The sequence below is a fragment of the Megasphaera sp. MJR8396C genome, assembly GCF_001546855.1.
GTDB lineage: Bacteria > Bacillota > Negativicutes > Veillonellales > Megasphaeraceae > Megasphaera.
This window is the reverse complement of record NZ_KQ958195.1, coordinates 12,376-38,992: the sequence shown is the minus strand read 5'-3', so window position 1 is coordinate 38,992 and position 26,617 is coordinate 12,376. Positions and strand designations below refer to the sequence as shown.

Sequence of the window (26,617 nt, the reverse complement as noted above, 5' to 3'; positions counted from 1 at the left end):
TATATTAAGATTTTATTATAATTGCTATGGTTATAAAGTTATTAAATATGCTATTATATTAACTTTATTTATATTATGACATAAATTGTATGATTTGAAAAGATAAACTATTAGATTGAGTACTAGGAAGGAGGAAAGTTGTTTGTGTAATTAAGTATATTAAGCAAAAAAGCTTTTAACAAATACTTGCAAATGTAGAAGGAACAGGATCGAGCGGCGATGAAAAGGCACGAATGCACGGACCTTCTAAAAAAAGCTATAGCAACGGAATGAACTCGAGATGCAGTGCAGGAAAATGATTCAGGAAAAATTGAACCAGACACTTCTCATTAGAAATGCTGTGATTTCTCCCCTTTTGGAAATGGAAAAATATCGTGTGGCATCATAATGATAAGAGATATTTCCCCTGTATATTATCCGACAATATTACCAATATAGAAGCGCAAAAATCGATAAATGCGATGAGCAGGACTTCAATTTATTGAGGTCCTGCTTTTTGTTAGCAGGAATTTTCTCTTTTGTGTCGAAATCGTAATATATAATATGCTTTTTTATGTGTTAAAAACGGCGGCGATAATCTTTGGGTAAAAAGCGGTCAACCGGGTTCAAACAAGAAACTCGGTGAGGCTCAAAGAAGTACATGGATATGAAACATCTCTACGGATTTGCTGTGGATAATCTTTCTTGACTGATTTTACTTACGGCGAGATTCAGGTATTTGCGAAAAATATTTGACAGTAACAATTATTTCAAGTACATTATGTTATTTGTGAGAGAAGAATTGTATTAAATAGGGGGAATATAAATGGTGTCATGGAACTTCCCTAGTAATGCTGGAGGACAGGTTAGAGGTGTCGAAGATTCAGGAATTGCAACTTTTAACGGCAATGAGCTAAAGGCGTTGGCGCGGGAAACGTGTCAGAATTCGTTAGATGCTAAGGCAGTAGGACAGGCATGTGTACGAGTAGAGTTTTGTCGATACATTATTGATTACACTGATGTCCCAGGGCATGAACAATACAAGCAGATTTTAAATCGAGCCAATGATTTTTGGAAAGATAATGCGAATGTCCAGCCTTTTTTTGATAAGGCAATAAGATCTTTTAAGCATAAGTTTTATGTACTGAGAGTTAGTGATTATTATACAACAGGCCTCAGTCAGCCGTATAACGCAAAATCTTTTGGCGGTTGGAATGCATTGACCAAAATTGATGGTGGCGCAACTAAAAGTGGAGATGCAGGCGGAAGTTATGGTATTGGCAAAAATGCACCATTTTCAAATTCCACTTTGCGGCTTGTTTTTTATCGGACTTTGAATGAAGATAACGAAATAGCAGCACAGGGAATGTCCCGGTTGGTGTCATTTTTAGATTTAAATGACTCGACTGTTACGACAACCGGTGTAGGTTACTATGGTAATCCGGAAAATAATATGCCTGTACCCCAAATTCCAGAATTAGATAAGTTGAATGAACGCAGTCAAATGGGGACCGATGTTTTCATCTATGGATTTAATGATGCTCAAGAAACTTGGGAAAGGCAGATGTTTGTCGAAATTTTAGATAATTTTCTGATTGCTATTTATAAGGGAAAGTTAGAAGTTTCGATTCAAAATGAAACATTAAATAAGGATACTTTAAAAAAATATATTGAAAAGTACAAGCAAGATGTATTACATGCATATGATGATTATTGTGCCCTTATCGATAAAAAGGCGAAAGAGTTTAATTTACCATTTCGAGCACTGGGAATATTCCACTTAAAGCTGCTTGTCGATTCGGAACGTAAACTGAATCGGAAAATATTGGTGGTCCGTAATTCTGGTATGACTTTGTTCCAAATGGATCATTTGCCTAATGGCATCTTTTTTACAGGAGTTTTAGAACTAGAAGGGCAGAAATTGAATGAATATTTTCGGCAAATGGAGTCACCTACACATGATGGTTGGGACCCAGGCCGTCATTCTAATGCACAGGAAGCAGCCGATTCGATAAAAGAAATAAAGAGATGGGTACGTAACAGAATCCTTGAAAATAATAAAGTTGAAGAGACGGAACAGACTGATGTCAAGGGATTAGGAGACAATTTAAGTGCTGAGAATGACGGTAATGAACATGGAGATAGGGAAAGCCTTACCGATAATATCGATAAATTCACTATTTCTGAAAAAAAACCGAAATCATTCCATGGAACCCTGATCATTTCTCAAGACGTTAAGGATCAAACAAGTTCAAAAAGGCGACGTGCAAAACAGAAGGACAATAGTGGAAAACCCGATACGCCGGGAGTTATTACAGATAATTCAAATGATAATCCGGCTACTAGAACTCGTAAGGGAAGGAATTCTTCAGGAAATGGTAAAAGCCATACCGGTACAGTGAATCCTGAAGGACATGATTTAGTCAATACACCAAATAGTGGGACAGGGATTGGCTTAGATACGAAAGACTCGTTTGAAGGGACACCTAAGCCTAAAAAAGAAGAGGTAGTCCCCTTATCTTCAGTACGTCTAATTCGTAGAGATGATGACCAGTACAAGCTTATTTTTCGTTCACCGAAAAATGTAAAAAATGGGATGATAACTATTCAAGCTGTCGGTGAAAATGGCAAAAAAGCATCGCTTATCATTGATGCTGCCAGAGAAATCACCAATTGCAGCGGGACAAGAGCAGATAGTGGCCGAATTTCTTTTGCCAAAATAAAGAAAGATGCAAAAGCACAGGTAGCGATTACATTGAGAGATGCCAGAGAATATACTATGGAGGTGATCGTTTATGAATATAAATAATCGATTATTTTCCTATCCTGTTCTCACAAGTGACGGTATTGGCGGTGATTATAAATCTGCTGTATTTGATGTAACGTCTTCCTACAAAAGGAATATGGAAGGGCTGTCTCTTAGTTATCATATCAATTTGGATTGTCCGGAATTGGCAAAATTAGTGTACGATGGGATGGCTGAGTTTGTGATTCATGTAGAGTGTACAGAAACTTCTTATCGTCGGATTTATACTGTCCGAGTTCAGGATGTGAACATTTCACTTCCTTATACAGTTATTAGGGGAAACATCGATCAATTGGCTATGATTGTAGTAAAGCAGCCGCTTACAGATTTTATTTGTTCGGACTGGAGCGAAGATTTTGATGGTATTTCCTTTAATTTCGAACGGGGAACGATTCTGGCCTACCAAAATTTAGCGACTATCTGTATTGAAAAAAAATTAGAAGAATTTAAAGACGCATCATCCATTTTTATTGTATGTAAAGCGGGAAAAGATGACCTGATGGATGTTGTACTGGACGAAGATAAAATTGTGGTAAAGTTGAGCGAAAAAGACTATCAAACCTTTGTTACCTATGGTACTAGGATAGATTTACAGTCTATTTTCCATACCATGATAATTTTCCCAGCTTTAGTGTATGCGCTGGAAGAGTTAAGTATAGACGGAGCAAGTGAAAGATATCAAGATAGATTATGGTACCGAGTCATTTCAAACGCTTATCAGCAAGTCGGCAAATCATTAGAAAGAGAGCTGGCTGATAGAAGTAAAAGCCCGGTACAGTTGGCCCAGGAACTCATGGAATTGCCGGTCACCAAGGCATTTACCCAATTTCATGAACTTTGCAATGGAGGTGATGCAGATTGAAATTGTACATTATGAAGAAAGATATGTTAATGGAACTGAAGCAACGGCTCCCGAATGTCTATATGTTGTATTATACGGAAAAAGATGGTTCCTGGGTAGAAAAGCAATTTCAAGAAAACCCTTATAATTTTTTTATGGAGATTCCCGAGTTTCAATTAGCCAATTTGTATGCAGGGATGGAAAAAGGGAAAATCGATTTAAAAAATTGTAAAGTCATTTATAAAAACCTTAGTTTTCTTTCCCCATCCCAGGCAAGTGATGAACGCTTTTGGGCAGCCCTGACGCATAAAACCTTTTATAACTATATGCGTGAGCGGTGGGGATATGCCACTGGAATAACGATACCTAGTCAAAGGGATGGAGTCAGTGAAATCAAAAGCCGCTTTTTCTTTACAGGTAATGGTAAAAACGGCTATTTCCGTAATACTTTTGCTAAATGCTGGTGGATTGGCAAATTACTATATGACTCCAATAAAAACAACTTTGAAATGCTAGATACTATTGGGAGTAATGATTTTAACTCTAAAGTAAATGAAATTTTTCATAATTACACTTTTTCTTCTAATCCAACCATATTAAATGGGATTGTTGAATGTTTTGAGTATTTCAATAGTCGAAATAAAAAGATCAATGTAAAAAATCAATTACGCCCAACCATGCAAAAACTTAATGCTATAGGCGGCGGACTGATACTGGATTGCTTATCATCTGAAGAAATCAGAGATATCATGATAGATAATATTACATCCATTATGGAGGGCAGACACGATACGCTTATTTCCGGTGACGATGTATCTGAAGATGAAAACGAATATGAAGAAACTTCGGAAGAAGACACTAAATTAGAAAATACTGAATTAGAAAATAATACAGACAGAATAAACATCGGTGATGTAGTCACTATTATATCTAAAGATAGAGAAGATTCTCAAATCGTCTATATGAGATACCATAAAGGAAAACTATCGATTTTAGGTGAATTGATATTGAATAAGACGAAAAATGATACTGTTGATTTTAAAGGCAGGACATACGATATTGCAACTATAGAAAAATCTAAGTGCACGGCAACTACAGCTAGAATATAAATAGTACGCAGATATTGATAGGGCTAATGAAGGTCACGTTATCCTATAAATAGAGCCTCCTTTATTAGGCTTGTATATAGATGATATGTAATCATTGAGGTGATCGGATGAAAATTATTAGCCACAAGGACGCAAGAAAGGACTTCTTTAAGATTGCCAAGGAAGTCAATGAAAGGAGCATTCCGGTTATGGCTGTTGGTCAGGATTCCACTGATGACGTCGTTATTTTAGGCTTGGCCGATTATAATTCTTTACTGGAAACTTTGCATGTATACGGCGTTCCGGGAATGGCAGAAAAGTTACACCGTGCTGAAAAAGAGAGAGGGATACCGTTCTCTTCCTTAGCGGATATTTCGGATGTATAAAAAAGAGAATATATCTGCCCCTGCTGGGGTATGTATTTTGGAGCTTGAATCGACCTCTTGACGTTGGACTTACTAATCTGACGTTGGGAGGTCTTTTTAGGCTCTTTCCAGTTTCTTTTCCATGCGGTAGAATGGTACTTAGACACCGAGACGGATGATGCGGATTTCGTCTGGGATACTTTAGGGTGAAAGGATGGCGATAGGCTATGGCCGAGGGGCATTTGACGGATGGCGGTATCAAAAAATACGCCTATCAGGAGATAGAAGAGATATATAAGGAGTTAGGGACGTCGCCGGAAGGGCTCGATGTTCATCGTGTCGATGCGATGCGGGAAACGTACGGCGCCAATTTTTTTGAACAGCGAAAGAGGGATACGCTGATACGCTGTCTGCGTCGGGCTTTTATCAATCCCTTCACGGTGATACTCTTTGTTCTGGGCGTCATTTCGCTGGTGACGGATGTTGTCCTGGCCTCGAATTTTACGCGCAATGAGACGACGGCCGTTATTATTTTTTCTATGATTCTGATCAGCGGCATCATCCGGTTGATTCAGGAGGTACGCGCTAAAAATGCCGCCCAACAGTTGAACCGGTTGATTCATGAGAGTATCACGGTAAGGCGGGATGGGAAGTTAAAAGAGATTCCGGCAGAAGAACTGGTCGTCGGAGACATTGTGCTGCTCTCGGCCGGGGATCGTGTTCCGGCCGATATCCGGCTGACGGCGGCTCATGACCTCTTTGTGTCTCAGGCGTCGATTACGGGAGAAAGCGCCATTCGGGAGAAAACCTGCGGCGTCCTGTCCTCGGACCGTCCAGAATCAACGGTTCAGCTGGAAAATCTGGCCTTTATGGCAACGACCGTCATCAGCGGTAAGGGGGAAGGCCTTGTACTGGCCGTCGGTAAGGATACTGTTTATGGCAGTTTTGCCAAAGAAGATGCGGATGATAAGCAGTCCTTTCACCAAGGGGCCAATTCCATTGCCTGGGTGCTGCTGCGCTTTACGGCGGTACTGGTGCCGATTGTCTTTATCCTGCTGTGGGTGACCGGCGGCCGATGGTTGGAATCCCTGGCTTTTGCCTTGTCGGTCGCAGTCGGTTTGATGCCGGAAATGCTGCCCATGGTGATGGCCGCCTGCCTGGCTAAGGGCAGCATCAGCATGAGCCGCAAGCAGACGATCATCAAAGACATCAATGCCATGCAGGGCTTTGGCAGCATGGACGTCCTCTGTATGGATAAGACGGGGACCCTTACCAATGAGAGTATCCTCTTGGAATATTATATGGATGTCCTGGGCAATGAAAGCGAGACGGTCCTGGACCTGGCTTTTTTGAACAGCGTCCATCATGCCGGCGTCGGCAATCCCATTGATAACGCCATCTTGGCGTGCCAGTCCATGCCGGGGCGGGAACGGCATTTTGCCGAACTGCGTACCCGGTATCAGAAACAAGATGAAATTCCCTTTGACTACGCCCGTAAGTTCATTAGCACGTTGGTCACCGATCAAAACGGGGAGAGTCAGCTCATTGTAAAGGGCGATATCACCCAGGTCGTGTCCCGGTGCCGTCAGGTAGCGTTCAAGCAGGATATCCTGCCCATCGAAACAGACAGCTTGAAAAGCGTCTCCTCCGTCGTAGACGAGATGCTCGAAGATGGGATGAAGGTCATTGCCGTGGCCCGAAAACCGATGGCGGGAAAATCGCAGATTCTTCGTTCCGATGAGGACGACATGATTCTGATGGGCTATCTGGCCTTTTTTGATGCCCCGAAGAAAACGGCAAAGACGTCGGTAGCGGCCCTGCGGAAACTGAAGGTAGCTCCCAAGGTCTTGACGGGAGATCAGGCTAAAGTGGCCGTTTCTATCTGCCGCAGAGTCGGCATCGTCCCTGAAAAGATGCTGACCGGCACCGACATAGATGCCATGAGTGACAGCACTCTTCGCGAGGCCGTTGAAACGACGAATGTCTTTGCCGCTCTGACTCCGGGGCAAAAAGCCCGCCTCGTTTCCGCCATGAGGCAAAATGGCCATACGGTCGGATTTTTAGGCGATGGCATCAATGACATCCCGGCCCTGTGCGAGGCCAATGTCGGCATATCGGTCGATACGGCCGTCGACGCCGCCAAAGATGCGGCCGATGTGGTCTTGCTGCAAAAGGATCTCGGCGTCTTGGAACAGGGCATCCTGGAAGGCCGGAAGACCTTTACCAACATGCTCAAATACATTAAGATTACGGCCAGCTCGAATTTTGGCAATATCTTTTCCATCGTCTGTGCCAGCGCCTTTCTCCCGTTTTTACCGATGACGGCCCTGCAGATTTTATTGCTGAATCTGCTCTATGACAGCTTATGTATCGTGTTGCCCTGGGATAAGCTGGATGAGGAAGAAACCCTGGCTCCCCGGGATTGGTCCGGGAAGACACTGGGGCGGTTCATGCTTTCTTTTGGACCCATCAGCTCCCTGTTTGACATCGCGACCTTCCTGTTCTTATACTATGTGTTGTGCCCGGCTTTCTTCGGGGGAGCGACGTATCTGAACCTTACCGACCCGGTCATGAAGGGGAAATATGTGGCCCTGTTTCAGACCGGATGGTTCCTGGAATCCATGTGGACCCAGGTATTGATCCTCCATTTTCTGCGGACCCGAAAGATACCCTTTATCCAGAGCAGTCCCTCAGTTCCGGTCATGACCGTCACCCTGTTAGGCATCGTTCTTTTTACGGTCATCACCTTCACGCCGGCCGCCGGCATTTTCGGGCTTACCCGTTTGCCGCTGTGGTACTTCCTATTCCTATTCGTCGTCGTCCTCTTGTATATGCTCCTGACTACGGTCGTCAAAACCTTTTATCAGAAGAAATATCATGAGCTCATTTGAAAGGAGGCTGCATCGTGAAAAAAGACATTGACTTTATTTACATGGATGCCGTCCTTCAGGAGTGGCTCATGGAAAAATTGATAAAAGATTCGCCCAAGAGTGACGGCGCCAAAGAATTGCTGTCCGGCATCTATGACCTGCGAAACGGCACGATCACCTCCTTGATGCTCAGTACCGAAAAAAACGCAGACCGGGTTATGGCCGCCGTGACGGATGAAATCCGCATTGGGGAGCTGACCATCAATGCGAAAAGCCGAAAGGTGGCAAGGCTTGGCGAAGAAATTTCCCTGACGCCCAAGGAGTTCGACATCTTATATTTCCTGGCAGAAAACAGGGGACAGGTATTTACGAAAGAACAGATTTATAAGGCCGTGTGGTCGGAAAATTATTTGCTGGACAACAGCAATATCATGGCCTTTATCCGAAAGCTGCGAAAGAAAATCGAGCCCGATCCGGACGAACCGAAATACATCCTGACTATCTGGGGGATTGGCTATAAATTTAATGATGAACTATAACCGAGGCGGGCCCATGACGGCTCGCCTTAATTCTTGCCAAATCGCAAGGAAATCGCAAGGGTTTGTCCATGTGATTCTCCCTGCTTTTTTTGTATCCTAAATAAGGCCGAAGGCAGGAAGATTCATCGTGTAAAGGGCTTTTAAAGCCCTTTGGGATATGATAGAATGGACCTGCGGAGAGCTCTTGTTGGTATTTTTGTAGTGAATGTATCAAACGTGAGGTCTCCGTTTTGTCTCTTCTTCTGTATCTGAATTCATGATCGATTGGCCGCTGCCATTAACTTGAGTGATTTTATCGACGAAAGGAGAAAAGCCATGCAGTTCACAAGTATCGTTTTGGGTATCGTCTTCACGGTCGCCGGCTTTCTATTTGCCTGTGGCAAGCTACATATTCACCTGTCAAACTGGAAAAACATGCCGGAAGAGGAAAAAGAAAGCATCGATATCGTGCCCCTTTGCCATAATGTCGGGGCCATCATTACCTTAAGTGGACTTATTTTCCTTGCCAAAGGGGTGTGGATTGGTTTTACCAGCACCTTGTTTACCCTTACGATGATTGCATGGTTTGTGGTGGCGGCCTTGGATCTGTTATATATTGAAAAAAGCCGTCGGTACCAAAAATAAGTGAGAAGAGGAGGCGAGAGCCATGAACAAAAAAGGAACGAACAAGAGCGTTCGTCTGACTGCTCAGCAGACGGCGCTCCGTGAAAAATTGAATCAGCGCATCGAACATGCCGCTACCAATCCCATCGAGGATCTTTTGAAGAGCCTGCATGCGAGCCTTCACGGGCTGGACGAAGAAACGGTATCGGTAAACCGGGATAAGTACGGCTCCAATAAAGTCACCCGTGAAAAACAGAAATCCCTGGCCAAACGGCTGGCCGAAGCCTTTATTAATCCCTTTACGGCCATTCTCTTTTTCCTGGCCATCGTGTCTACGATGACCGATATCGTTTTCCCTATTTTTTCGATGTGGGGAAGCACGCCCGATGATTTTAACCCGGTCACGGTCATCGTCATCGTCGTCATGGTTCTCATTTCCGGGACCCTTCGTTTTATCCAGGAATCGAGAAGTGGGAATGCAGCGGAAAAACTATTGGCCATGATTACGACGACCTGCACCGTTACCCGTGACGGACAGGAAAGAGTCGAAATTCCCTTGGACGAACTGGTTGTCGGCGATATCGTTCACTTATCGGCAGGCGATATGATTCCGGCCGACGTCCGCATGATGGCGGCCAAGGACTTGTTTGTCAGCCAGTCCAGTCTGACCGGCGAAAGTGAACCCATCGAAAAGACGGGCAATGTCAGTGCCCAGAAAGAGTCGGTCACAGAATATACGAATATTGCCTTTATGGGCAGTAACGTCGTTTCCGGGAGTGCCACGGCGGTGGTCATCAGCACCGGCGACCAGACGCTGTTCGGTTCCATGGCCTCGGCCCTTGCCGGCGAAGCCGTAGAAACCAGTTTTACCCGCGGTGTCAATGCCGTTTCCTGGGTCCTGATCCGCTTTATGGTCGTCATGGTGCCCTTGGTATTCTTCATCAACGGTTTTACCAAAAATGACTGGCTCGACGCCTTCTTATTCGGGATTTCCATTGCCGTCGGCCTGACGCCGGAAATGCTGCCCATGATTGTAACGACCTGCCTGGCTAAAGGAGCCGTTTCCATGAGCCAGAAGCAGACCATCGTCAAAAATCTGAACTCCATCCAGAACTTCGGCGCTATCGATATTCTTTGCACGGACAAGACGGGGACCCTGACCCAGGACAAGGTCGTTCTGGAATATCATCTCAACGTTAATGGCGAAGAAGATACGCGGGTACTGCGCCACGCCTATTTGAACAGTTATTTCCAGACCGGGTACAAAAACCTCATGGACCTGGCCGTCATTCACCGCACGGAAGAAGAAGAAGCCCAGGATCCGAAGCTGGTCGACCTCTCGGAAAACTACGTCAAGGTCGATGAAATTCCCTTTGACTTTGCCCGCCGCCGGCTGACAACGGTCGTCAAGAACAAGAGTGGGAAGACCCAGATGGTCACCAAAGGTGCCGTCGAAGAAATGCTCTCCATCTGCTCCTTTGCCGATTGTGACGGCAGCGTACAGCCCCTTACAGACGCCCTGCGCCAGCGGATTTTGGATACCGTAAGTAACCTGAATGACAAGGGCTTCCGCGTCCTTGCCGTAGCCCAGAAAAGCAATCCGTCACCGGTTGGCGCCTTTGGCGTAAAGGATGAATGCGACATGGTGCTCATCGGCTACTTGGCCTTCCTGGATCCGCCGAAAGAATCGACGGCCGACGCTATCAGTGCCTTGAAAAAACATGGTGTCATTACCAAAATCCTGACCGGCGATAATGATAAAGTCACGCGCACCATCTGCAAACAAGTAGGGATGGAAGTACGCAACATGCTCCTTGGCGCCGATCTCGATCGCATGAGCGATGCTGAACTTGCCAAAGCCGCCGAAACGACGGATGTCTTTGCCAAACTGACGCCGGATCAGAAATCCCGTGTCGTCTCCGTCCTGCGGGAAAACGGCCACACCGTCGGTTACATGGGGGACGGCATCAATGACGCTGCCGCGATGAAAGTCGCCGATATCGGCATTTCCGTAGACACGGCCGTCGACGTTGCTAAAGAATCGGCCGACATTATTCTGCTGGAAAAAGATCTCATGGTACTCGATGACGGCATCATTGAAGGCCGCAAGACCTATGCCAACATGATTAAGTATATCAAGATGACGGCGTCGTCTAACTTTGGCAACATGTTTTCCGTCCTGGCAGCGTCGGCACTGCTGCCGTTCCTGCCGATGATGAGCCTGCAGCTGATTTTGCTGAACCTGATCTATGACTTGTCCTGCACGGCCATTCCCTGGGATAACGTCGATGAAGAATTCGTCTCCGTCCCGAGAAAATGGGATGCCTCCAGCGTTGGCAGCTTCATGATGTGGCTTGGGCCGACAAGTTCTATCTTTGACTTTACAACCTATGCCTTCATGTATTTTGTATTTTGCCCGATATTTGTTTCCCATGGCGTATTGTTCAACGATTTGGCCACGTATTACAGCGGAGCCGAACTTGACGCCATGCAGTTCAAGTATGTCGCCATGTTCCAGGCTGGTTGGTTCGTCGAATCCATGTGGAGCCAGACCTTGGTCATTCACATGATCCGTACGCCGAAACTGCCCTTTATTCAAAGCCATGCATCGGCTCCGGTCATGTTCCTGACCCTGACCGGGATTGCCGTCTTGACGGTCATTCCTTTCACGCCGATTGGACCGGCCCTCGGCTTCGTCGCTTTGCCGGCCATCTACTTTGCCTACCTGATTCCATGCATTCTGCTGTATATGGTCTTGGCAACGAGTGTTAAAAAAGCATACGTCCGCCACTATGGCGAATTACTGTAGGAGGTGTGAATCATGATATTGGATTGGGAAGGACTCTGGATCGATCTCTTTGGAAGAGGCGACTTATTCGGCATCAATATGGGATTTTGGGTCGCCATGGCGGTCGTACTGCTGATTGTCATCATCATGAACGCCGTCGTTTGGGGTATGAAACCCAAGGTCAGAAAAGAAGAATAAATTATTAGAACATCAATTCAGAGTTTGTAATTACTGAAATAAAAAGCCATGAACTTATGCAGAAAGAAATCTTTGTAAGTTCATGGCTTTTTTGTCGACATTTTGCCGACTTTGATATAAAAAAGGAAGTTATACAGGTCGTGAAAGCGTACAAGAACTATGGCTGATTCCAAGACATCGGGCTTAGGTATTCGGAGTATAAGCGTTTACTGAAAGGGGTTAAGGATCACACTTATAAAATATTAAAGATAAGTAAGGCCATCTAAAATATATAAAGTATTAACGTCTTATATCTTTTTCTTCTTTTGAAATAGTGTTATAATATAGAAAATAGTTCGTACGTTATAACGCATAAAAGTTGTTTTTTAGTGCTAAGGTGGGATTGATATGTTGACGGAACGGATTCAGAAAGCGAAAGATGCCTATGTGAATGATATGCCTTCTATTTCGTATGAAAGAGCACGGATTTGGACAGAATCCTATAAAAAGACAGAGGGCCAGGCAGCGATTATTCGCAGAGCAAAGGCCTTTAAAGCGGTTTGTGAACAATTAGGCGTATATATCTTTGAAGGCGAATTAATTGTAGGCGCGATTGGAGAATTTCGGAAATGTGGTATTTTAACTCCGGAATTTTCTTGGACCTGGGTCGATAAAGAAATGGATACTTTTTCAACCCGTGAACAGGATCCGTATAAAATGACGCCAGAGCAGCGAGAATATGTGCGTAACCATATATTCCCATATTGGAAGGGGAAATCTGTCGAAGAAGCGTTCTTGGCTCAGATTCCGGATGAAACGGCAAAAGTGGGCGTTGATACTGGGATTGTAGATACCGATTCGAAGTGGAGGCAGTCTGTTGGTGAAATTACGCCGGATTATGAGGATGGCTTGTTCCTTAAAGGCTGGCAGGGAATCATTGATGAATGTAAAAATAAGTTGCAGGATGTTGAGTTAACGTCTCCTACCGGCATGGAAAGAAGAAACTTTTATCGAGCGGTTATCCTTTGTGGCGAAGGGATGATTACGCTTGGCCAACGCTATGCGGAAGAAGCGAGAAAATTAGCGGAACACGAAACGGATTCTGTACGTAAACAGGAATTGTTGCAGATGGCGGAAATTTGCGATAAAATTCCAGCCCAGCCTCCTACCACATTTCAAGAAGCCTTGCAAATGATTTGGTTTTATCAGTGGGGCGGAATCATTATGGAAAATCCCCTTTCTCTGAATCCGGGACGATTCGATCAATACATGTATCCGTATTACAAGTATGATATAGAACACCGGCTTCATGATGATGACAGCATTTTGGAATTAATGGAATGCTATTGGCTTAAGCTGTCTGAATGGGTTTGGACGATTTCCGCGAATACCGCTGATTTCTTTGCAGGCTATAACCAGTTTCAGAATTTGACCGTAGGCGGCAGTGATCGAGACGGAAAAGATGCGACAAATGAGTTAAGTTATTTAGCACTCAAAGCGACGAGCGAAGTAAAAACCCATCAACCTGGTTTGTCTGTCCGTATTTCCCACGACAGCCCGCGCCGCTTTGTGGATGCCGTCATGGAGTTGGTCGCACAGGGAACGGGGTTTCCCGCGATTCATAGCGATAAGACCGGCTATATGATGTTAAAAAATTTAGGGTATGAAACGGAAGATGCGCGTGATTGGAATAACTGTGGTTGTGTCGTTCCTCATTTTAGAAAGACCTTCGAATGGACGAGTACAGCCAACGTTAATTTTAGCGCGGCCCTTGAATACGCCACCAATTGCGGGAAAAGCCGGTTAACGGGGAAACAAATGGGATTAGCCATGGGTCGTGATTTTAAGACTTATGATGAATTGGCAGATGCTTATTATAAACAGTTTGATAATCTGATTGCGGTGGCCGTAGAATCGTCTATTTTGGCTCAGAAAATTCAAAAGGAATATATTCCCCGGCCTTATTTTTCAGCCCTTTCTGAAGAATGCCTGCAATCAGGTAAGGATTTAGTTGATGGCGGCGCGAAATACAATATTGGACCTGTACTGACTGGGATTGGGTTAGCTGAATCTGCGAATAGCTTAGCGGCTATAAAGAAACTGGTGTTTGATGACCATGTCTGCACATTACAGGACCTGTTAGAGGCTTGCGACAACAACTGGGACGGCTATGAAGAACTCCGTAAAAGAGCACAAGCTTGCCCGAAGTACGGTAATGATGATGATTATGTCGATGATATAGCCAAAAGGATTGAAAATCATTATTACGAAGAAACGGTGAAGTATAAAGATTTTTATGGTCATCCATTTACGACGGCTTTTATGGGCATTTCGAACTTTATTCCTACCGGTAGGGTATTAGGTGCATCGGCTTGTGGGCGTAAAGCAACGGAACCTATTTCTGAAGGAATTTCGCCTGTTGGTGGAACCGATACAGCTACACCGCTGGCAGCTATGAAATCTTGTGCCAAGATGAATCAGGATATTCATTCTGGTGGTACCTTACTGAACATGCGGCTCAGCCATGATTTAGTCGCAACCAAGCGGGGACGCAGTAATTTGGCTGCCGTTGTCCAGTCTTTCTTTGATCTGGGAGCCTTCCATATTCAGTTTAATACGCTATCTACGGAAACTTTATTGGATGCTCAGAAACATCCTGAAAATTATAAGGATTTATTGGTACGTGTCGCTGGATATAGTACACAGTTTGTACATCTGTCTAAACGCCTGCAGGATTCCATTATTCGCCGCTCCGTCCATGATTCATTCTAAGGGACGCATACTGCAGCTGCAAAATTACTCTGTCAATGACGGTGAAGGAATACGGACGATTGTCTTCTTTGCCGGTTGCCCCTTACGGTGTTTATGGTGTGCAAATCCAGAAGGGTATACAGGACAAAACCAAATCATGTATCTTCAATCACGGTGCATCCATTGCGGCCGATGCACCCGTGTCTGTCCTGTACGTGTTGGCATGAATCTCAATGATCCTTCAGAACGTGTTAAGTGTAATGGCTGTGGTCAATGTGTCGATGTTTGTTTAGAAAAGGCCCGCAAAAATACAGTTACAGAAATGACAGTTGATGAAATTCTGAATAAATTAGAAACGCAAATGCTGTTTTTCCATAATTCAGGCGGCGGCGTGACGTATTCAGGCGGCGAATGCACAGCCCAGCCGGAATTTTTAGCTGATTTAGTGAATCAGGTATATGATATGGGATTAAATCAGGCCATGGAAACAAGCGGGCATTTTGACTTGAAACGGTTAAAACCTACACTGGATAAAATCGATTTATTATTTATGGATATAAAACTGATAGATAGTGAAAAACACGCTGCCTTTACCGGCATAGACAATCGGCGTATTCTGAATAATATTGCTGCTTTGGGTAAGGAAAGAAAGGGAATCGTTGTAAGAGTTCCTACCATTATGGGGATTAATGGCGATGATGATAATATTCGGGAAACGGCACGGTTTGTAAAAAAATATCTAAAGGATCCCTGCATGGAATTACTGCCATATCATCGCTATGGTGAAGACAAACATTATCAATTAGGCATGCCTTATTCTAGTGATTTATTTCGAACGCCGAGTGAAGAAGAATTACAACACTTACATGAAATTATTGAAGAAGAAGGCGTCCATATCGTTTCTTTCAAATAAAAGATTTGGCGTTGGAATTATCAAAACCCGAAAGTTAAGTAACTTAGCTTTCGGGTTTTTGTGGCAGTTCATATGTTTTCACTTCAAAAACTTTTAATATTTCATAATATTTTGGAATATTACATCCTGATCCGTGTTATTAATATAAGCATGATGTACACTGGCATGAAAGTTTATTTTAGCAGGTGCTTCTAACGTAAAGGTGTGCTGTTCTACCTGTAATGTTAAGGTGCCTTCCGTAACCACGATGTATTCTTCGGTAACACTGCGATGTGGGGCAGATTCATGATTCGCTCCCGGTTTTAATATGATATAAAAATATTCAAACCCGTTCAAAGGATTAAAAGGAAACACATTATATAAAACCATCTTGTTATCTTCATCATATACAGGCTGTAAATCATTTAGAATGTTTACCGCTTTGTATTGAACCGGTTGTTCATTTAATAATGTAGATAACGATACTTGGAGTCCCTTTGCGATTTTCCATAAGACCGATACGGTAGGAACAGAAGTCCCACGTTCTATTTGTCCTAACATCGTTTTACTGACACCGGTCATCATAGAGACGTTATCTAAGGTCAGTTCACGGTCAAAACGAATCTTCTTTAAAGTTTTTCCGATTTCTTTTGCAGGATCTTCTTCTGATAATATAGTTTTTTTCATTGGCATCTCCTTCAGTTACATAGCGGCACATTTTTATTATAAACGTAAATTCCAGGTGTGTAAAATAGTCTAGGCAACCAGGTTATGACATAAGATGGCGAAGAAAATCATTGCTGAAAAATGTTATCGTTATGACATTCGATGAAAATCAGATTCGGCAAGGGACGACATTAGGTGGAAAAAGCCGAATTAGTGCCAGTGATCAAGTCGATCGATGGGAAGCTGCAGCATACACACGATGTCCAAAGAAGTAAATCCGACAGAGCGATGGATATCGTCAAACAATGGCAGCCATGTGAAACAGTAATTAGAACGAGGTACTAAAAAAGCCGCCGCAGACTAGGTTATGACGGCGTTTTTAGCTTCCCACAAACTTCCCACAATTGGTTTTCAAATTTCCCACAAAACTTCCCACAATGAGATCTAAAACTTCCCATATTGAATAAAAATATTGGGGAGACAGTCCGATTTTATAATGTCAATTATGATGGATGATAAGGGATAAATGGCTTAGATATGCGGCGGATGAGATTTAGCTGAAATGTCCTGATTTTTCATTATTTCATTACTTACGATAATTTAACGTTATCGGAAGTAATTGCATGTTTTTTCCTACCCCCGTCCCAGGCCCGGATCTGAGGTTCTATTTTATGTTAATGATACATTATGTACATGCAGCAGCTCTTTTTTATCCGGCACTCCCGACTTATCCCTCGTGATTTTATTTCGTCACTACTGGTTCTTGTACCTGACTTTACCAGATATCCTTATAAGCCTTATATAGATCCATACAGCCGTCGGGCTGGATTTAGATACATGTACATATGGCTGGGTCTAAATCTATGGATTGAATCCGGGCTGCCAAAATCCGTATTCAGCTGTATGTGGCGTTTTATAACTATATACGGCGCCATTAGCTGATTGGCACTAGAAACCTGGTTTATGCCGTGATTTATCCGGCTAAGTTACGAATCTTTTTGGGATAGTGCCTTCTTCTCTCCTACTATTATTGATAATAATATTGAGAATATAATAATAGGCCTTTCATGAAAGGAGAACTTCTAGCATATATCCCTTTCATGCTTCGTTCTGAATAGATGTACTTAATATATCATTATTGTACAATATTTATTGATATTTCATGACTAGTATGTTAAATTATAGGTAGTGTTCCCTTGGTCTTGATATAGTAACCAGTCTATTTAGAACAAATTGCAGGATAAAATGGATCTCTGTGCTGTATTTCTTGAGGGAATGGAAATGTTCGTCCATTCAAAAAAAGGAAGCGATACGATGTTTTGTACTCAGTGTGGTAAAAAGATTCAGGATGATGCTAAGTTTTGCCCCTATTGCGGGGCGACTGTTCGTCCTTCAAGAGCGTCGAAGAAACATGATATTCAGCCAGATGAGCCGCCTCAGCAGCCGTCTTCCCCAATTATGTCAAAAGTACGGAAACTATGGCCTTCTGACGATAAGAAACAACGGGTACGGACTTGGAACCGTTTTATCGCAGCCGTCATTATTTGTATTATAGGGGTAAATCTGTACGACGGCTTCAACAACCTTGAAAAAGAAGAACAGCAGCAATCAGATTCGGTAAAACAGGAAGAGAAACAAGCACCGGCACAGGCAAAAGAACAAAAACCAGTCAAATTACCAGCCCCGGCCTCTATCGCCAACTTTGAAGTCGATAAAAATGTGATTGGAGAACCTGTCGCTTATATTCAGATACAAAACGAAAGCGATAAGACCATTGACGGTTTTAAGGTTCGTCTGTCAGCTAGAGATAACTTTGGCCAAGAGGTTACTGAATTTGGTTATGGCGATCCTTTTACCGTACTTATGAGTCAGCATACTATCGAACCTCGAGGACTGTCGTCTGAGAGTTATCACTGGACGCTCCATGGCCTTGACAATGGACGAAAATTTCACGTTGAATTAGCTGAAATCCACTATACCAACGGTACGTCATGGAATTCTTCCTGGAGTGATCCCGTAACAGCCGATACCAAACAAACAGATATCCAAGTGTGAACATAATTTTTTACGATAACAAGGCCTCAATAGCGCATATCTCGCTGTTGAGGCCTATTGTATGTCTTGCCTAATCGTTCATCGTTGAGGGGCAGGATTATCAGTCCCAAGTCTTCCAAACATCCGGCTCGTAGCCTACGGTGGCTTTGGCGCCGTTTCTTACGATGGGCGTTTTTAAGACTTGTTGGTTTTCTAAGATCTTGGCGTCTTTTTCGCTGTCTACGGCGTATTGGATCAGGGCCAAGGTGTCTTGGTCCTTACAGTGGGTGTCGATCATGGCGTCGAGGCCGCCGACGGCTTGTTTGACTTTGTTGTATTCGCCTTTGCTCAGGCCTTTTTCTTTCAGATTGACGAATTGGACCGGGATCTTCCGTTCTTTAAAATAGCGCAGGGCTTTTTTTGTATCGAAGCACTTTGTCGTGCCGAAGATTTGTATATTCATCGAATTATTCTCCTTTCGAAATCGATTGGGCATAACGGCGGAACAAGGCCAGGTATTCTTCCTCGACGTCAGCAAAGGGCTGGACGGTATAATCAGGCGTGATATGGACGGTCGGTGCCTTGCCATCGGGTCTGTCATCCAGCAAGTAGGTCAGGTCGTACCACAGGAAATCGTTGTCGATGCCTTTGAGATACGCCGTTTCTTCATCCGTCAAAGAGCTGCCGAGGTACTTTTCATAAATGAGGTTCAGCAAGGCTGTTTCGGTCTCGGAATACCCGGGCATGACGGCTTTTAAGGGCCGCGGTACGTCAGACATGTAGCATTCGGTACTGTCGTGTAAGAGCGCTGCCACGATGAGACGCGCTGATCCGCCGCGGGCTTCCGTTTCATAGGCGCACTGCAGACAATGCTGGCCGACGGAATAAAAGGTCCGGACGTGACCGTTGCCGCGACAGATGAGGGACAAGGCGTGGGCAATGTCTTCGATACCAATGGCCGCGGGATCCATATTCGTGATGTCAAAATGCTTTCCGGTATAGGTAGTAATTAAGGGGGGCATGGTTCGGCCTTTCTGTTCCCCTTTGGGAACGATAGATTCATTATGTATTGTACTACATCCGGCGATTTTTGTATTTAGAACATATGTTTAGCGAAGGCTTTGGTTTATTCAGAGAACGTTTGTTTCTATTTACTCTCTTTTTAGATAAATAAGCCCTATTTCCCTTTATAAGCCTTTTTCGTGATTTTTCGACAGATTATACGTCGCATGAGTCTATCTTTCCTTATACGGGCAAATAGGATGGGAACATTTGTTGCGTCTCCCCGGTTATTAGTGTACAATACAAATAAAGGAGGCGGTGCGACGTGTATCTGCGCAAACGCGGTAAGAAATGGTATTATACAATCGAATATCCGGCAGCCGACGGTTCTGGCCGCAAACGAGTCGAACGAGTCGGCGGTACGACCTACGCCCAAGCCGCCAAAGCCTATCGCCAGGCCATGGCCGCCCTCGACGATCCGGAACACGATGCGGAACCGGCCATGGAGGTCATGCCCTTCTTCTTGGAATGGCTGGAAAAGGACGTTGAAATCAATCTCGGTCCCAATACGTACGACGCCTATAATGGGGTCATCAAATGGCATATCGGCGCCCGTTTCGGCAGTTATGAACTGTCGGAATTGACGACGGCGGAAATACAGGATTGGCTCAATCTGCTGAAGCAAAAAGGCTATTCCCGATCGACAGTCAAGACGATTTTCACGGTATTCAACGACGGCATGCGCTGGGCCGTGTCCAACCGCCAGTATATCGACAGCAATCCTATGGCTAACGTCAAGATGCCGAAGTTCGACATTCCCCGGAAAAAGCCATTCATCTTTTCCCGTCATCAACTGAATCACATCTTTCAGACCTTCCCCTTAGGGCATAAATATTACGCCCCCTGCATGATTGCCTACTGTACCGGCCTTCGCGTCGGCGAATGTCTGGCCCTGCAGTGGTCCCATATAGACATGGAAAATCGCACTATTTCCGTTGACAGTACCTTGTACGACAAGACGGGAACGCCGGTCTGTAAGGCGACGCCGAAGACAAAGTCATCTCTGCGGACCATCCCCTTTAATGAAACCTTATACAAGGCCCTCGTTCGCCATAAAGAGCAGCAGGCCAAAAATCGCCGTCTCTATGGCAGTGACTATCGGGAAAACGACTTCGTCTGCACCCGTCAGGATGGCCGCTCCATGACCAGCAACGACATGCGCTATTTCAACATGTGGTGCAAAAAAGAATTTCACAACGGCAGCTTCCATTCCTTCCGTCATACCCACGCCACGATGATGCTGGAAAACAACATCGAATTGGACTACGTTTCCAAGCGCCTGGGCCATTCCTCCATTGCTACGACGGCTAACATCTACGATACGATTACGGATAAACGCAATAAAGAAGCCATGAAAAAGCTCGATGCCATTTTATAAAATATGGGCGGAAATGATGGCGGCAAGAAAGTCTTTTATAGTGAATAATACTTGATTTTCCGATAATTAATACTTATCGGAAAATATAGGCATATACTGAAATAATATTAATTTCTTCCCTTCCTTTTAAGGATAAAATCTTTATAAAAAAATTCCAGGATACAATATCAAAATGATTAATAAATAAACTTTATAACAAAATGATATTTTAAAATAACATAAACACATATAAGCAGTTATTTACGAAACAGACGTATCTTCTTACTACAATAGTTACATCATATTGACTTTTACCGTTTTATAGCTTATAATGGGGACACACAGAGAGTGCTGTAATCTCTACGGGGACCAGTGCGAAGGAAAGGCCTTCTCCATTATATGGAAGGAGGCCTTTTTTTTTGAAGGAATTTAAGACCATCGATGAACAGATTCAGATACTCGTAGACCGAAAATTAAAAATAGATGATATAAATAAAGCAAAGAGATATTTATTAACTCAAAATTATTATAACATTATCAATGGCTATGCAAACTATTTTCCTCGGAATGGTGATCAGTATGCGGGTGGAACCAGTTTTGATGAGATTTCTCGTTTATATGTGTTTGAACGAGAAGTAAAGCAAGCCTTACTTCGGGCTATTCTTACCGTAGAGACTCATTTTACAGCTATTTTTGCGCATCGTTTTGCAGAAGCTAATGCCAATATTCCCTATGCTTATTTAAATATCAACTGTTATGATAAAGAGAAGGCCGTGGAAGCTATTTCGACGATTTCTCGACTAGCTAAAAAAATTGAATATTATAAAAAGCACAAAGATAGCAGTATCGCGCATTACGTTAACCAGCATCACGACGTCCCCATATGGGTATTAGCTAATTATCTAGATTTTGGAGAATTGAAATATATGTTTTCGAAGTCTACGCTATCTGTCCAAAATGCAGTGGCTAAAGACATGATGAGTTTTATCCAGGATCACCTGCCAGCTTCCGTTTTGACCATTCCATTTTCGCCAGAAGTGATGCATAGCTTTATTGAGAATATAAACGATGTCAGAAATATATGCGCTCACAATAATAGACTGTTAGGTTTTACCTGTCGCCGTGACAGCAAATATTGGGAACCATTACATGCTCAATATAATATTCGTTCTGGTATGCAGCGAAATACAGTGTATTCTGTTTTCCTTTCGCTTCAATGTTTTTTGAGTAAAAATGAATATGGTGTTGTACATAATACAATACGCAAAGAATGTAATAAGTTACAGAACCGAATGGAGACAATTGATTATAATGAAATTCTTGCAAAACTCGGTTTCCCAAAAGATTGGCATAAAAGAACAGTTAAAATTAAGCATTAAAAACCTGTACAAGGCATAATAATTCGTCGATAAATACCGAATAAGGATAGTCTTATGCTACCTTCCTTTTTTCTAAAAAATGTGCTAAAATAGAATTAAGGTTAGCGAGCTGAAATAACCAGCACGATTAAGGTTGCAAACGCAATCATTAACGAACAAAAAGGAAAGCGATATATGTCGCTTTCCTTTTTGTTTGCTATGGACACTCGTATTGCCTTCTTATTAGTCGATGTGGTAGACCCGGTCTTCTTTACGAGCAGCGGCTTTCGGCGCTTCTCCTTTGGGATAGCCGATGATGCAGTTGCCGATGCCTTCCCATTCGTCTGCCGAGAGGCCGATTTTGTCGAAGATTTTCTTTCCTACGGGCTTTTCCAGTTCTTCTTTAGCCCGGTGGACCCAGCAGCTGCCAAGGCCCAGGGAATGAGCGGCCAGCATGAGGTTTTCCATGACGACGCTGCCGTCGTATTTTTGTTTCCCAAGGCCGGTATATCCCAGGACCAGGAGGACAACGGGGGCGCCGTAGAAAGGATCGTTGCCTTCGGCCCAGCCGCCGATTTCGTTGTTCACGACGGATAATTCATGGATCAGTTCTTTGTCGGTGATGACGACGATCTTGGAATTCTGCTTGCCCATGCTGGACGGTGCATAGAGGCCGGCTTCGACAATCTGTTCAATGAGTTCCGCCGGAACGGCTTTGTCTTCATACTGACGGATGGTGCGTCGTTCTAAGAGTGCTTTCATAACTTCGTTCATATAAAAATCCCCCTTTCAAATATACTCTTATTATACTCCCGGCGCCGGGCCTTCACAAAGGAAAATGGTAAAAATATTCCCTTTCAAAATAAGGCTGACTTTTTATCAGAACTTTACGCAATATATACAGTGCTTTGGTATGCTAAAAGATAAGACAAGAAAGAGCAAAGGAAGGATTGCATGAAAAAACTGACCTATGAAAATATCACCCATGCCAAGGAACTGAGCATCTATTTGGAACAGGGCAACAAAGTGCTCGACGCCCTCGGTTATACCGACCACTCGCAGAAACACACGGCCAAAGTCGCCGTCACGGCCGGACGCATCTTGAAAAAATTGGGCTACGACGAACATACCGTCGAGTTGGCCCGGATTGCCGGCTACATGCACGATATCGGCAACAGCATCAATCGCGTCGACCACGCCCATACCGGAGCCCTCATGGCCTTCCAGTTCCTCCGCGACTGGGGCGCTCCGCCGGAAGATATTGCCGCCATCATTTCGGCCATCGGCCAGCATGACGAGCACAGCGGCGTCGCCTTTGATCCCATTTCGGCAGCCCTTATTCTGGCCGATAAGAGCGACGTCCGCCGCAACCGCGTGCGCAACAAGGTTCCCGAAACCTTCGACAAGCACGACCGCGTCAATTATGCCGCCCTTTCGTCAAAGCTCCACATCGACCGCCACAAGAACGTCATCCGCCTCGAAATCGAGCTCGACGAATCGATCTGCTCGCTCATGGATTACTTTGAAATCTTCATGCAGCGTATGCTCATGTGCAAACGGGCCGCCAAAGTATTAGGCCTGCAGTTCAAATTAGTAGCCAATGGCAGTAAAATTGCCTGAATCCCCCAGCCCCCCCACCGGCATGCCCGCCTCCCTTGCTGTCGGATATCGGGCGCTTATGGAAAACGCCGTTAAACGAGGATAGCGCTTGTTTAACGGCGTTTTATTATGGCTAAAAAATCTTACGATTGCCTGATTTTTCCTTATTCGTGAACGATGAGTTCGAGGATATCCGGGCGGCTGTAATGGCCGGCCGCGTCGAATTCCATGTGGCGCAGGGTGACTTGATTCATATCGAGGTCGGCGTAGATGATGGCTTCTTTATCCCAAACGGGCTCGGTGACGTAATGGCCGCAGGGATCGATGATGCAGCTGCCGCCGCGGCAGGTGGCGGCATTCAGTTTGTCGACGGCGCCCGTTTCCACTAAGTCCGTCGGGTACATGTCCTTGGTAAAATACTGGTCGACGTTAAAGACGTAGCAGTGGCCTTCGATGGCGATGTGCTTGATCGTATCCTGCCATTCGGGATTGTCGTTGGTGTTGGGCGCTAAGTAAAGGCTGACACCTTTTTGATAGAGAGCGGTTCGGGCCAGTGGCATGTAATTTTCCCAGCAGATGAGGGATCCCATGGGCCCCCACGGCGTCTGGACGATGGGAAAATACGTCGACGGCTGATGGGAATCGGCCCAGATGTAGCGTTCAGCGCCCGTTGGCTTGATCTTCCGGTGATGGGCGGCTAAGGTACCGTCGGGCTCAAAGATGACGTTGCTGCAATAGAGAGAATACGTCGTTTCATCCCGCTCGGTAATGCCCAGGCTGACGTAGATGCCAAAAGCCTTGGCGGCTGCGGCCACCGGGGCCAGGTCACGGCTGACGACGACGGATTGTTCGTAGTAGCGCTGCCAATCGGCCCGTTCAGCTTCGGAGCGGCTGCCGACGGTAAAGCCAAAGGTCAGGCCGTAAGGGTAACACGGCACCAGTGATTCGGGAAAGACGATGAGCGCGGCGCCGTTTCGGCCGGCTTCTTCGATTTGGGAGACGACTTTTTTCAGCGTCGCCTCTTTGTTAAACATGACCGGTGACGACTGGGCAATGGCCGCCCGTAAGGTAGGTTCTAAGATTCGCATGGGTATCCCTCATTTCCGTTTTTCTTTTGATGTGTTTTCTTTTAGTATACTTGAAATGACACTCCTCGTACAGCCTGTTTTAACCTCTCCGCGAAAAGTCCGCTACCACTTAAAGGTGGGGGATGAACGCGGGTCTGGAGAGTTCACGCAAGTAATTGAGACAGACAGATTGGCCGCAGGGTCATTCTATGATATAATCAGTCGTATAAGGAATAAGTCGGTGATATATTATGGAATTAGACAATAACAATCATTCAGTATTCTTACTCCATTACCATTTGGTCTTAGTCGTGAAATATCGACGCAAGGTATTTTCCGAAGCCATGAGTCGGTTTGCAAAGGATATTTTTGTGAGAATCGGTGCTTCTTATCATATCACCTTGGAAGAATGGAATCATGACCAAGATCACGTGCATATCCTATTTCGTGCCCATCCGAATACGGAACTGTCAAAGTTCATCAACGCCTATAAGAGTGCCAGCTCCCGACTGATCAAAAAGGATTTTTCGGAGGTCCGTCAAAAGCTCTGGAAAGAGATGTTCTGGTCGCGTAGTTTCTGCCTTTTGACCACTGGCGGTGCTCCTATAGAAATCATCCGTAAGTACATCGAACAGCAAGGACGGTGAATCGCATGAATTGGGCCTACCGCTATCGTCTGTATCCGACAATCGAACAAGAAAGCCTGTTTGCCAAGACGTTCGGCTGTGTCCGATTCATCTATAATAAGATGCTCGGTGACCGCTTAGACTATTACCAAAAGACAGGCAAAAAGCTGAACAATACGCCGGCACAGTATAAGGCGGAATATCCCTGGCTCAAGGAAGTGGACAGTCTGGCATTAGCCAATGCTCAGATGAACCTCAATCGGGCCTACAATAATTTCTGGAAAAATCCGAAGCATTTTGGCAAGCCGCATTTCAAGTCCCGAAAGAGCGGCTGCTTCGCATATTCTACGAATAACCAGAAGGGGTCCGTACGCATCGAAGATGGCAAGATCAAACTGCCAAAAGTCGGCTGGGTGAAACTTCGTCAGCATCGTCCACTCATGCTAAACAGTACCATAAAGACCGTTACTATCCGCAAAACACCCTCTGGAAAATACTATATCAGTATATTGGTCGAGTACGAAAACCAAGTGCTCCCCATAATACCAAAGCATTTTCTAGGACTGGATTTTGCTATGAAGGGGCTTTACGTGGCTTCGGACGAACCGGATGCTGCTTATCCTGATTTTCTGCGCAAAGCCGAGAAAAAATTGGCTAAAGCGCAAAGAATCCTGAGTCGAAGAGCTAAGGACAGTAAAAATCGCGAGAAGCAAAGAAAACGTGTCGCTGTCCTGCATGAGAAAGTGGCGAATCAGCGCCGCGATTTTCTGCACAAGAAATCCCGCTTTCTTGTCAGCCGCTATGATGCTATTGGTATCGAAGATATCTCCATCAAGGAGATGGCCAAACATAAAAAAGGCCGTAAATTCAGCTTCGGAAAATCCGTAGCCGATAATGGATGGAGTCTTTTTGTGCAGATGCTTTCCTATAAGCTTGCCTGGCAGGGAAAACATCTGGTCAAAATCGACAAATGGTATCCCAGCAGCCAGATTTGTCATAGCTGTGGGAATCAGAATGCAAAGACGAAAAACTTATCCATCCGTGAATGGACTTGCCCAAAATGCGGCACGCATCATCATCGCGATAAGAATGCTGCCATAAACATTCGCGAGGAAACAAAACGCATAGCGCTAGCTTGAGTTTCAGATA

22 protein-coding genes are annotated in these 26,617 nt (G+C 44.6%); 17 read left to right on the top strand and 5 right to left on the bottom strand.

What is annotated here, in order from left to right; translation table 11 throughout:
- Positions 1–805 precede the first annotated feature (805 nt).
- The 11 genes from HMPREF3201_RS07250 to HMPREF3201_RS07205 all read left to right on the top strand — a co-directional run bounded on the left by HMPREF3201_RS07250 (position 806) and on the right by HMPREF3201_RS07205 (position 15,720).
- A complete protein-coding gene (locus HMPREF3201_RS07250; RefSeq protein ID WP_062412419.1) occupies positions 806–2,788 on the top strand; it encodes a hypothetical protein in 1,983 nt (660 codons plus the stop codon).
- The gene (locus tag HMPREF3201_RS07245; RefSeq protein ID WP_062412418.1) at positions 2,775–3,647 is read left to right on the top strand and encodes a hypothetical protein; all 873 of its coding nucleotides are present in this window, start codon (positions 2,775–2,777) and stop codon (positions 3,645–3,647) included. Before HMPREF3201_RS07250 ends, HMPREF3201_RS07245 begins: the two co-directional genes overlap by 14 nt.
- Before the next feature lie 11 nt (positions 3,648–3,658).
- Positions 3,659–4,735: a DUF6339 family protein gene (locus HMPREF3201_RS07240; protein WP_154254221.1), complete on the top strand. Its 1,077-nt coding sequence runs from the start codon at positions 3,659–3,661 to the stop codon at positions 4,733–4,735.
- A 107-nt stretch (positions 4,736–4,842) separates the two neighbouring features.
- Positions 4,843–5,100: a type II toxin-antitoxin system Phd/YefM family antitoxin gene (locus tag HMPREF3201_RS07235; protein WP_072272047.1), complete on the top strand. Its 258-nt coding sequence runs from the start codon at positions 4,843–4,845 to the stop codon at positions 5,098–5,100.
- A gap of 206 nt (positions 5,101–5,306) precedes the next feature.
- A complete protein-coding gene (mgtA, locus tag HMPREF3201_RS07230) occupies positions 5,307–7,970 on the top strand; it encodes a magnesium-translocating P-type ATPase (protein WP_062412416.1) in 2,664 nt (887 codons plus the stop codon).
- A gap of 14 nt (positions 7,971–7,984) precedes the next feature.
- On the top strand, positions 7,985–8,488 hold the full coding sequence (locus HMPREF3201_RS07225) for a winged helix-turn-helix domain-containing protein (RefSeq protein ID WP_062412415.1): 504 nt from the start codon (positions 7,985–7,987) through the stop codon (positions 8,486–8,488).
- Positions 8,489–8,803: 315 nt separating this feature from the next.
- Positions 8,804–9,112: a DUF3784 domain-containing protein gene (locus HMPREF3201_RS07220; RefSeq protein WP_062412414.1), complete on the top strand. Its 309-nt coding sequence runs from the start codon at positions 8,804–8,806 to the stop codon at positions 9,110–9,112.
- Positions 9,113–9,134: 22 nt separating this feature from the next.
- Positions 9,135–11,900: a magnesium-translocating P-type ATPase gene (gene mgtA / locus HMPREF3201_RS07215; protein ID WP_062412413.1), complete on the top strand. Its 2,766-nt coding sequence runs from the start codon at positions 9,135–9,137 to the stop codon at positions 11,898–11,900.
- Positions 11,901–11,912: 12 nt separating this feature from the next.
- Positions 11,913–12,077, top strand: coding sequence for a hypothetical protein (locus HMPREF3201_RS11785; RefSeq protein ID WP_154254218.1), 165 nt, complete (start codon positions 11,913–11,915; stop codon positions 12,075–12,077).
- A 387-nt stretch (positions 12,078–12,464) separates the two neighbouring features.
- Complete coding sequence (locus tag HMPREF3201_RS07210; protein WP_062412412.1) at positions 12,465–14,828, top strand: glycyl radical protein; 2,364 nt, start codon at positions 12,465–12,467, stop codon at positions 14,826–14,828.
- Positions 14,815–15,720 carry a glycyl-radical enzyme activating protein gene (locus HMPREF3201_RS07205; RefSeq protein ID WP_072272045.1) on the top strand — a complete coding sequence of 302 codons (906 nt, stop codon included), beginning with the start codon at positions 14,815–14,817 and terminating at the stop codon, positions 15,718–15,720. Before HMPREF3201_RS07210 ends, HMPREF3201_RS07205 begins: the two co-directional genes overlap by 14 nt.
- A 93-nt stretch (positions 15,721–15,813) precedes the next feature.
- Here HMPREF3201_RS07205 and HMPREF3201_RS07200 read toward each other — a convergent pair whose 3' ends face one another.
- On the bottom strand, positions 15,814–16,386 hold the full coding sequence (locus HMPREF3201_RS07200; protein ID WP_062412410.1) for a helix-turn-helix domain-containing protein: 573 nt from the start codon (positions 16,384–16,386) through the stop codon (positions 15,814–15,816).
- 1,254 nt (positions 16,387–17,640) lie between these two features.
- On the opposite strand from HMPREF3201_RS07200, the gene HMPREF3201_RS07195 reads away from it, so the two are divergent.
- On the top strand, positions 17,641–18,420 hold the full coding sequence (locus HMPREF3201_RS07195) for a zinc ribbon domain-containing protein (RefSeq protein WP_172980547.1): 780 nt from the start codon (positions 17,641–17,643) through the stop codon (positions 18,418–18,420).
- 100 nt (positions 18,421–18,520) lie between these two features.
- On the opposite strand, the gene HMPREF3201_RS07190 is transcribed toward HMPREF3201_RS07195, so the two are convergent.
- Positions 18,521–18,862 (bottom strand): arsenate reductase family protein, encoded by a 342-nt coding sequence (locus tag HMPREF3201_RS07190; RefSeq protein WP_062412408.1) that lies wholly within the window; start codon positions 18,860–18,862, stop codon positions 18,521–18,523.
- Between the two features lie 4 nt (positions 18,863–18,866).
- A complete protein-coding gene (locus tag HMPREF3201_RS07185; protein WP_062412407.1) occupies positions 18,867–19,421 on the bottom strand; it encodes an HD domain-containing protein in 555 nt (184 codons plus the stop codon).
- Between the two features lie 305 nt (positions 19,422–19,726).
- Here HMPREF3201_RS07185 and HMPREF3201_RS07180 point away from each other — a divergent pair, with 305 nt between their 5' ends.
- Both HMPREF3201_RS07180 and HMPREF3201_RS07175 read left to right on the top strand, forming a co-directional pair.
- Positions 19,727–20,839, top strand: coding sequence for a tyrosine-type recombinase/integrase (locus HMPREF3201_RS07180; protein ID WP_062412406.1), 1,113 nt, complete (start codon positions 19,727–19,729; stop codon positions 20,837–20,839).
- Positions 20,840–21,237: 398 nt separating this feature from the next.
- Positions 21,238–22,197 carry an Abi family protein gene (locus HMPREF3201_RS07175; protein WP_062412405.1) on the top strand — a complete coding sequence of 320 codons (960 nt, stop codon included), beginning with the start codon at positions 21,238–21,240 and terminating at the stop codon, positions 22,195–22,197.
- Positions 22,198–22,419: 222 nt separating this feature from the next.
- On the opposite strand, the gene HMPREF3201_RS07170 is transcribed toward HMPREF3201_RS07175, so the two are convergent.
- Positions 22,420–22,950 (bottom strand): nitroreductase family protein, encoded by a 531-nt coding sequence (locus tag HMPREF3201_RS07170; protein WP_062412404.1) that lies wholly within the window; start codon positions 22,948–22,950, stop codon positions 22,420–22,422.
- Between the two features lie 180 nt (positions 22,951–23,130).
- On the opposite strand from HMPREF3201_RS07170, the gene HMPREF3201_RS07165 reads away from it, so the two are divergent.
- Positions 23,131–23,796, top strand: a complete 666-nt coding sequence (locus HMPREF3201_RS07165) for an HD domain-containing protein (protein ID WP_062412403.1) — start codon at positions 23,131–23,133, stop codon at positions 23,794–23,796.
- A gap of 143 nt (positions 23,797–23,939) precedes the next feature.
- Here HMPREF3201_RS07165 and HMPREF3201_RS07160 read toward each other — a convergent pair whose 3' ends face one another.
- Positions 23,940–24,863 (bottom strand): carbon-nitrogen hydrolase family protein, encoded by a 924-nt coding sequence (locus HMPREF3201_RS07160; protein WP_062412402.1) that lies wholly within the window; start codon positions 24,861–24,863, stop codon positions 23,940–23,942.
- 230 nt (positions 24,864–25,093) lie between these two features.
- Here HMPREF3201_RS07160 and tnpA point away from each other — a divergent pair, with 230 nt between their 5' ends.
- Together tnpA and HMPREF3201_RS07150 are read left to right on the top strand one after the other, a co-directional pair.
- Positions 25,094–25,489: an IS200/IS605 family transposase gene (gene tnpA, locus HMPREF3201_RS07155; RefSeq protein ID WP_062412401.1), complete on the top strand. Its 396-nt coding sequence runs from the start codon at positions 25,094–25,096 to the stop codon at positions 25,487–25,489.
- Between the two features lie 5 nt (positions 25,490–25,494).
- A complete protein-coding gene (locus tag HMPREF3201_RS07150; RefSeq protein ID WP_072272044.1) occupies positions 25,495–26,607 on the top strand; it encodes an RNA-guided endonuclease TnpB family protein in 1,113 nt (370 codons plus the stop codon).
- Positions 26,608–26,617: the final 10 nt, after the last annotated feature.

Coding starts and splice junctions, on each gene's coding strand:
- HMPREF3201_RS07250 (WP_062412419.1), top strand. CDS start 806: ATGGTGTCATGGAACTTCCCTAGTAATGCTGGAGGACAGGTTAGAGGT.
- HMPREF3201_RS07245 (WP_062412418.1), top strand. CDS start 2,775: ATGAATATAAATAATCGATTATTTTCCTATCCTGTTCTCACAAGTGAC.
- HMPREF3201_RS07240 (WP_154254221.1), top strand. CDS start 3,659: ATGAAGAAAGATATGTTAATGGAACTGAAGCAACGGCTCCCGAATGTC.
- HMPREF3201_RS07235 (WP_072272047.1), top strand. CDS start 4,843: ATGAAAATTATTAGCCACAAGGACGCAAGAAAGGACTTCTTTAAGATT.
- mgtA (WP_062412416.1), top strand. CDS start 5,307: ATGGCCGAGGGGCATTTGACGGATGGCGGTATCAAAAAATACGCCTAT.
- HMPREF3201_RS07220 (WP_062412414.1), top strand. CDS start 8,804: ATGCAGTTCACAAGTATCGTTTTGGGTATCGTCTTCACGGTCGCCGGC.
- mgtA (WP_062412413.1), top strand. CDS start 9,135: ATGAACAAAAAAGGAACGAACAAGAGCGTTCGTCTGACTGCTCAGCAG.
- HMPREF3201_RS11785 (WP_154254218.1), top strand. CDS start 11,913: ATGATATTGGATTGGGAAGGACTCTGGATCGATCTCTTTGGAAGAGGC.
- HMPREF3201_RS07210 (WP_062412412.1), top strand. CDS start 12,465: ATGTTGACGGAACGGATTCAGAAAGCGAAAGATGCCTATGTGAATGAT.
- HMPREF3201_RS07205 (WP_072272045.1), top strand. CDS start 14,815: ATGATTCATTCTAAGGGACGCATACTGCAGCTGCAAAATTACTCTGTC.
- HMPREF3201_RS07200 (WP_062412410.1), bottom strand. CDS start 16,386: ATGAAAAAAACTATATTATCAGAAGAAGATCCTGCAAAAGAAATCGGA.
- HMPREF3201_RS07195 (WP_172980547.1), top strand. CDS start 17,641: ATGGAAATGTTCGTCCATTCAAAAAAAGGAAGCGATACGATGTTTTGT.
- HMPREF3201_RS07190 (WP_062412408.1), bottom strand. CDS start 18,862: ATGAATATACAAATCTTCGGCACGACAAAGTGCTTCGATACAAAAAAA.
- HMPREF3201_RS07185 (WP_062412407.1), bottom strand. CDS start 19,421: ATGCCCCCCTTAATTACTACCTATACCGGAAAGCATTTTGACATCACG.
- HMPREF3201_RS07170 (WP_062412404.1), bottom strand. CDS start 22,950: ATGAACGAAGTTATGAAAGCACTCTTAGAACGACGCACCATCCGTCAG.
- HMPREF3201_RS07165 (WP_062412403.1), top strand. CDS start 23,131: ATGAAAAAACTGACCTATGAAAATATCACCCATGCCAAGGAACTGAGC.
- HMPREF3201_RS07160 (WP_062412402.1), bottom strand. CDS start 24,863: ATGCGAATCTTAGAACCTACCTTACGGGCGGCCATTGCCCAGTCGTCA.
- tnpA (WP_062412401.1), top strand. CDS start 25,094: ATGGAATTAGACAATAACAATCATTCAGTATTCTTACTCCATTACCAT.
- HMPREF3201_RS07150 (WP_072272044.1), top strand. CDS start 25,495: ATGAATTGGGCCTACCGCTATCGTCTGTATCCGACAATCGAACAAGAA.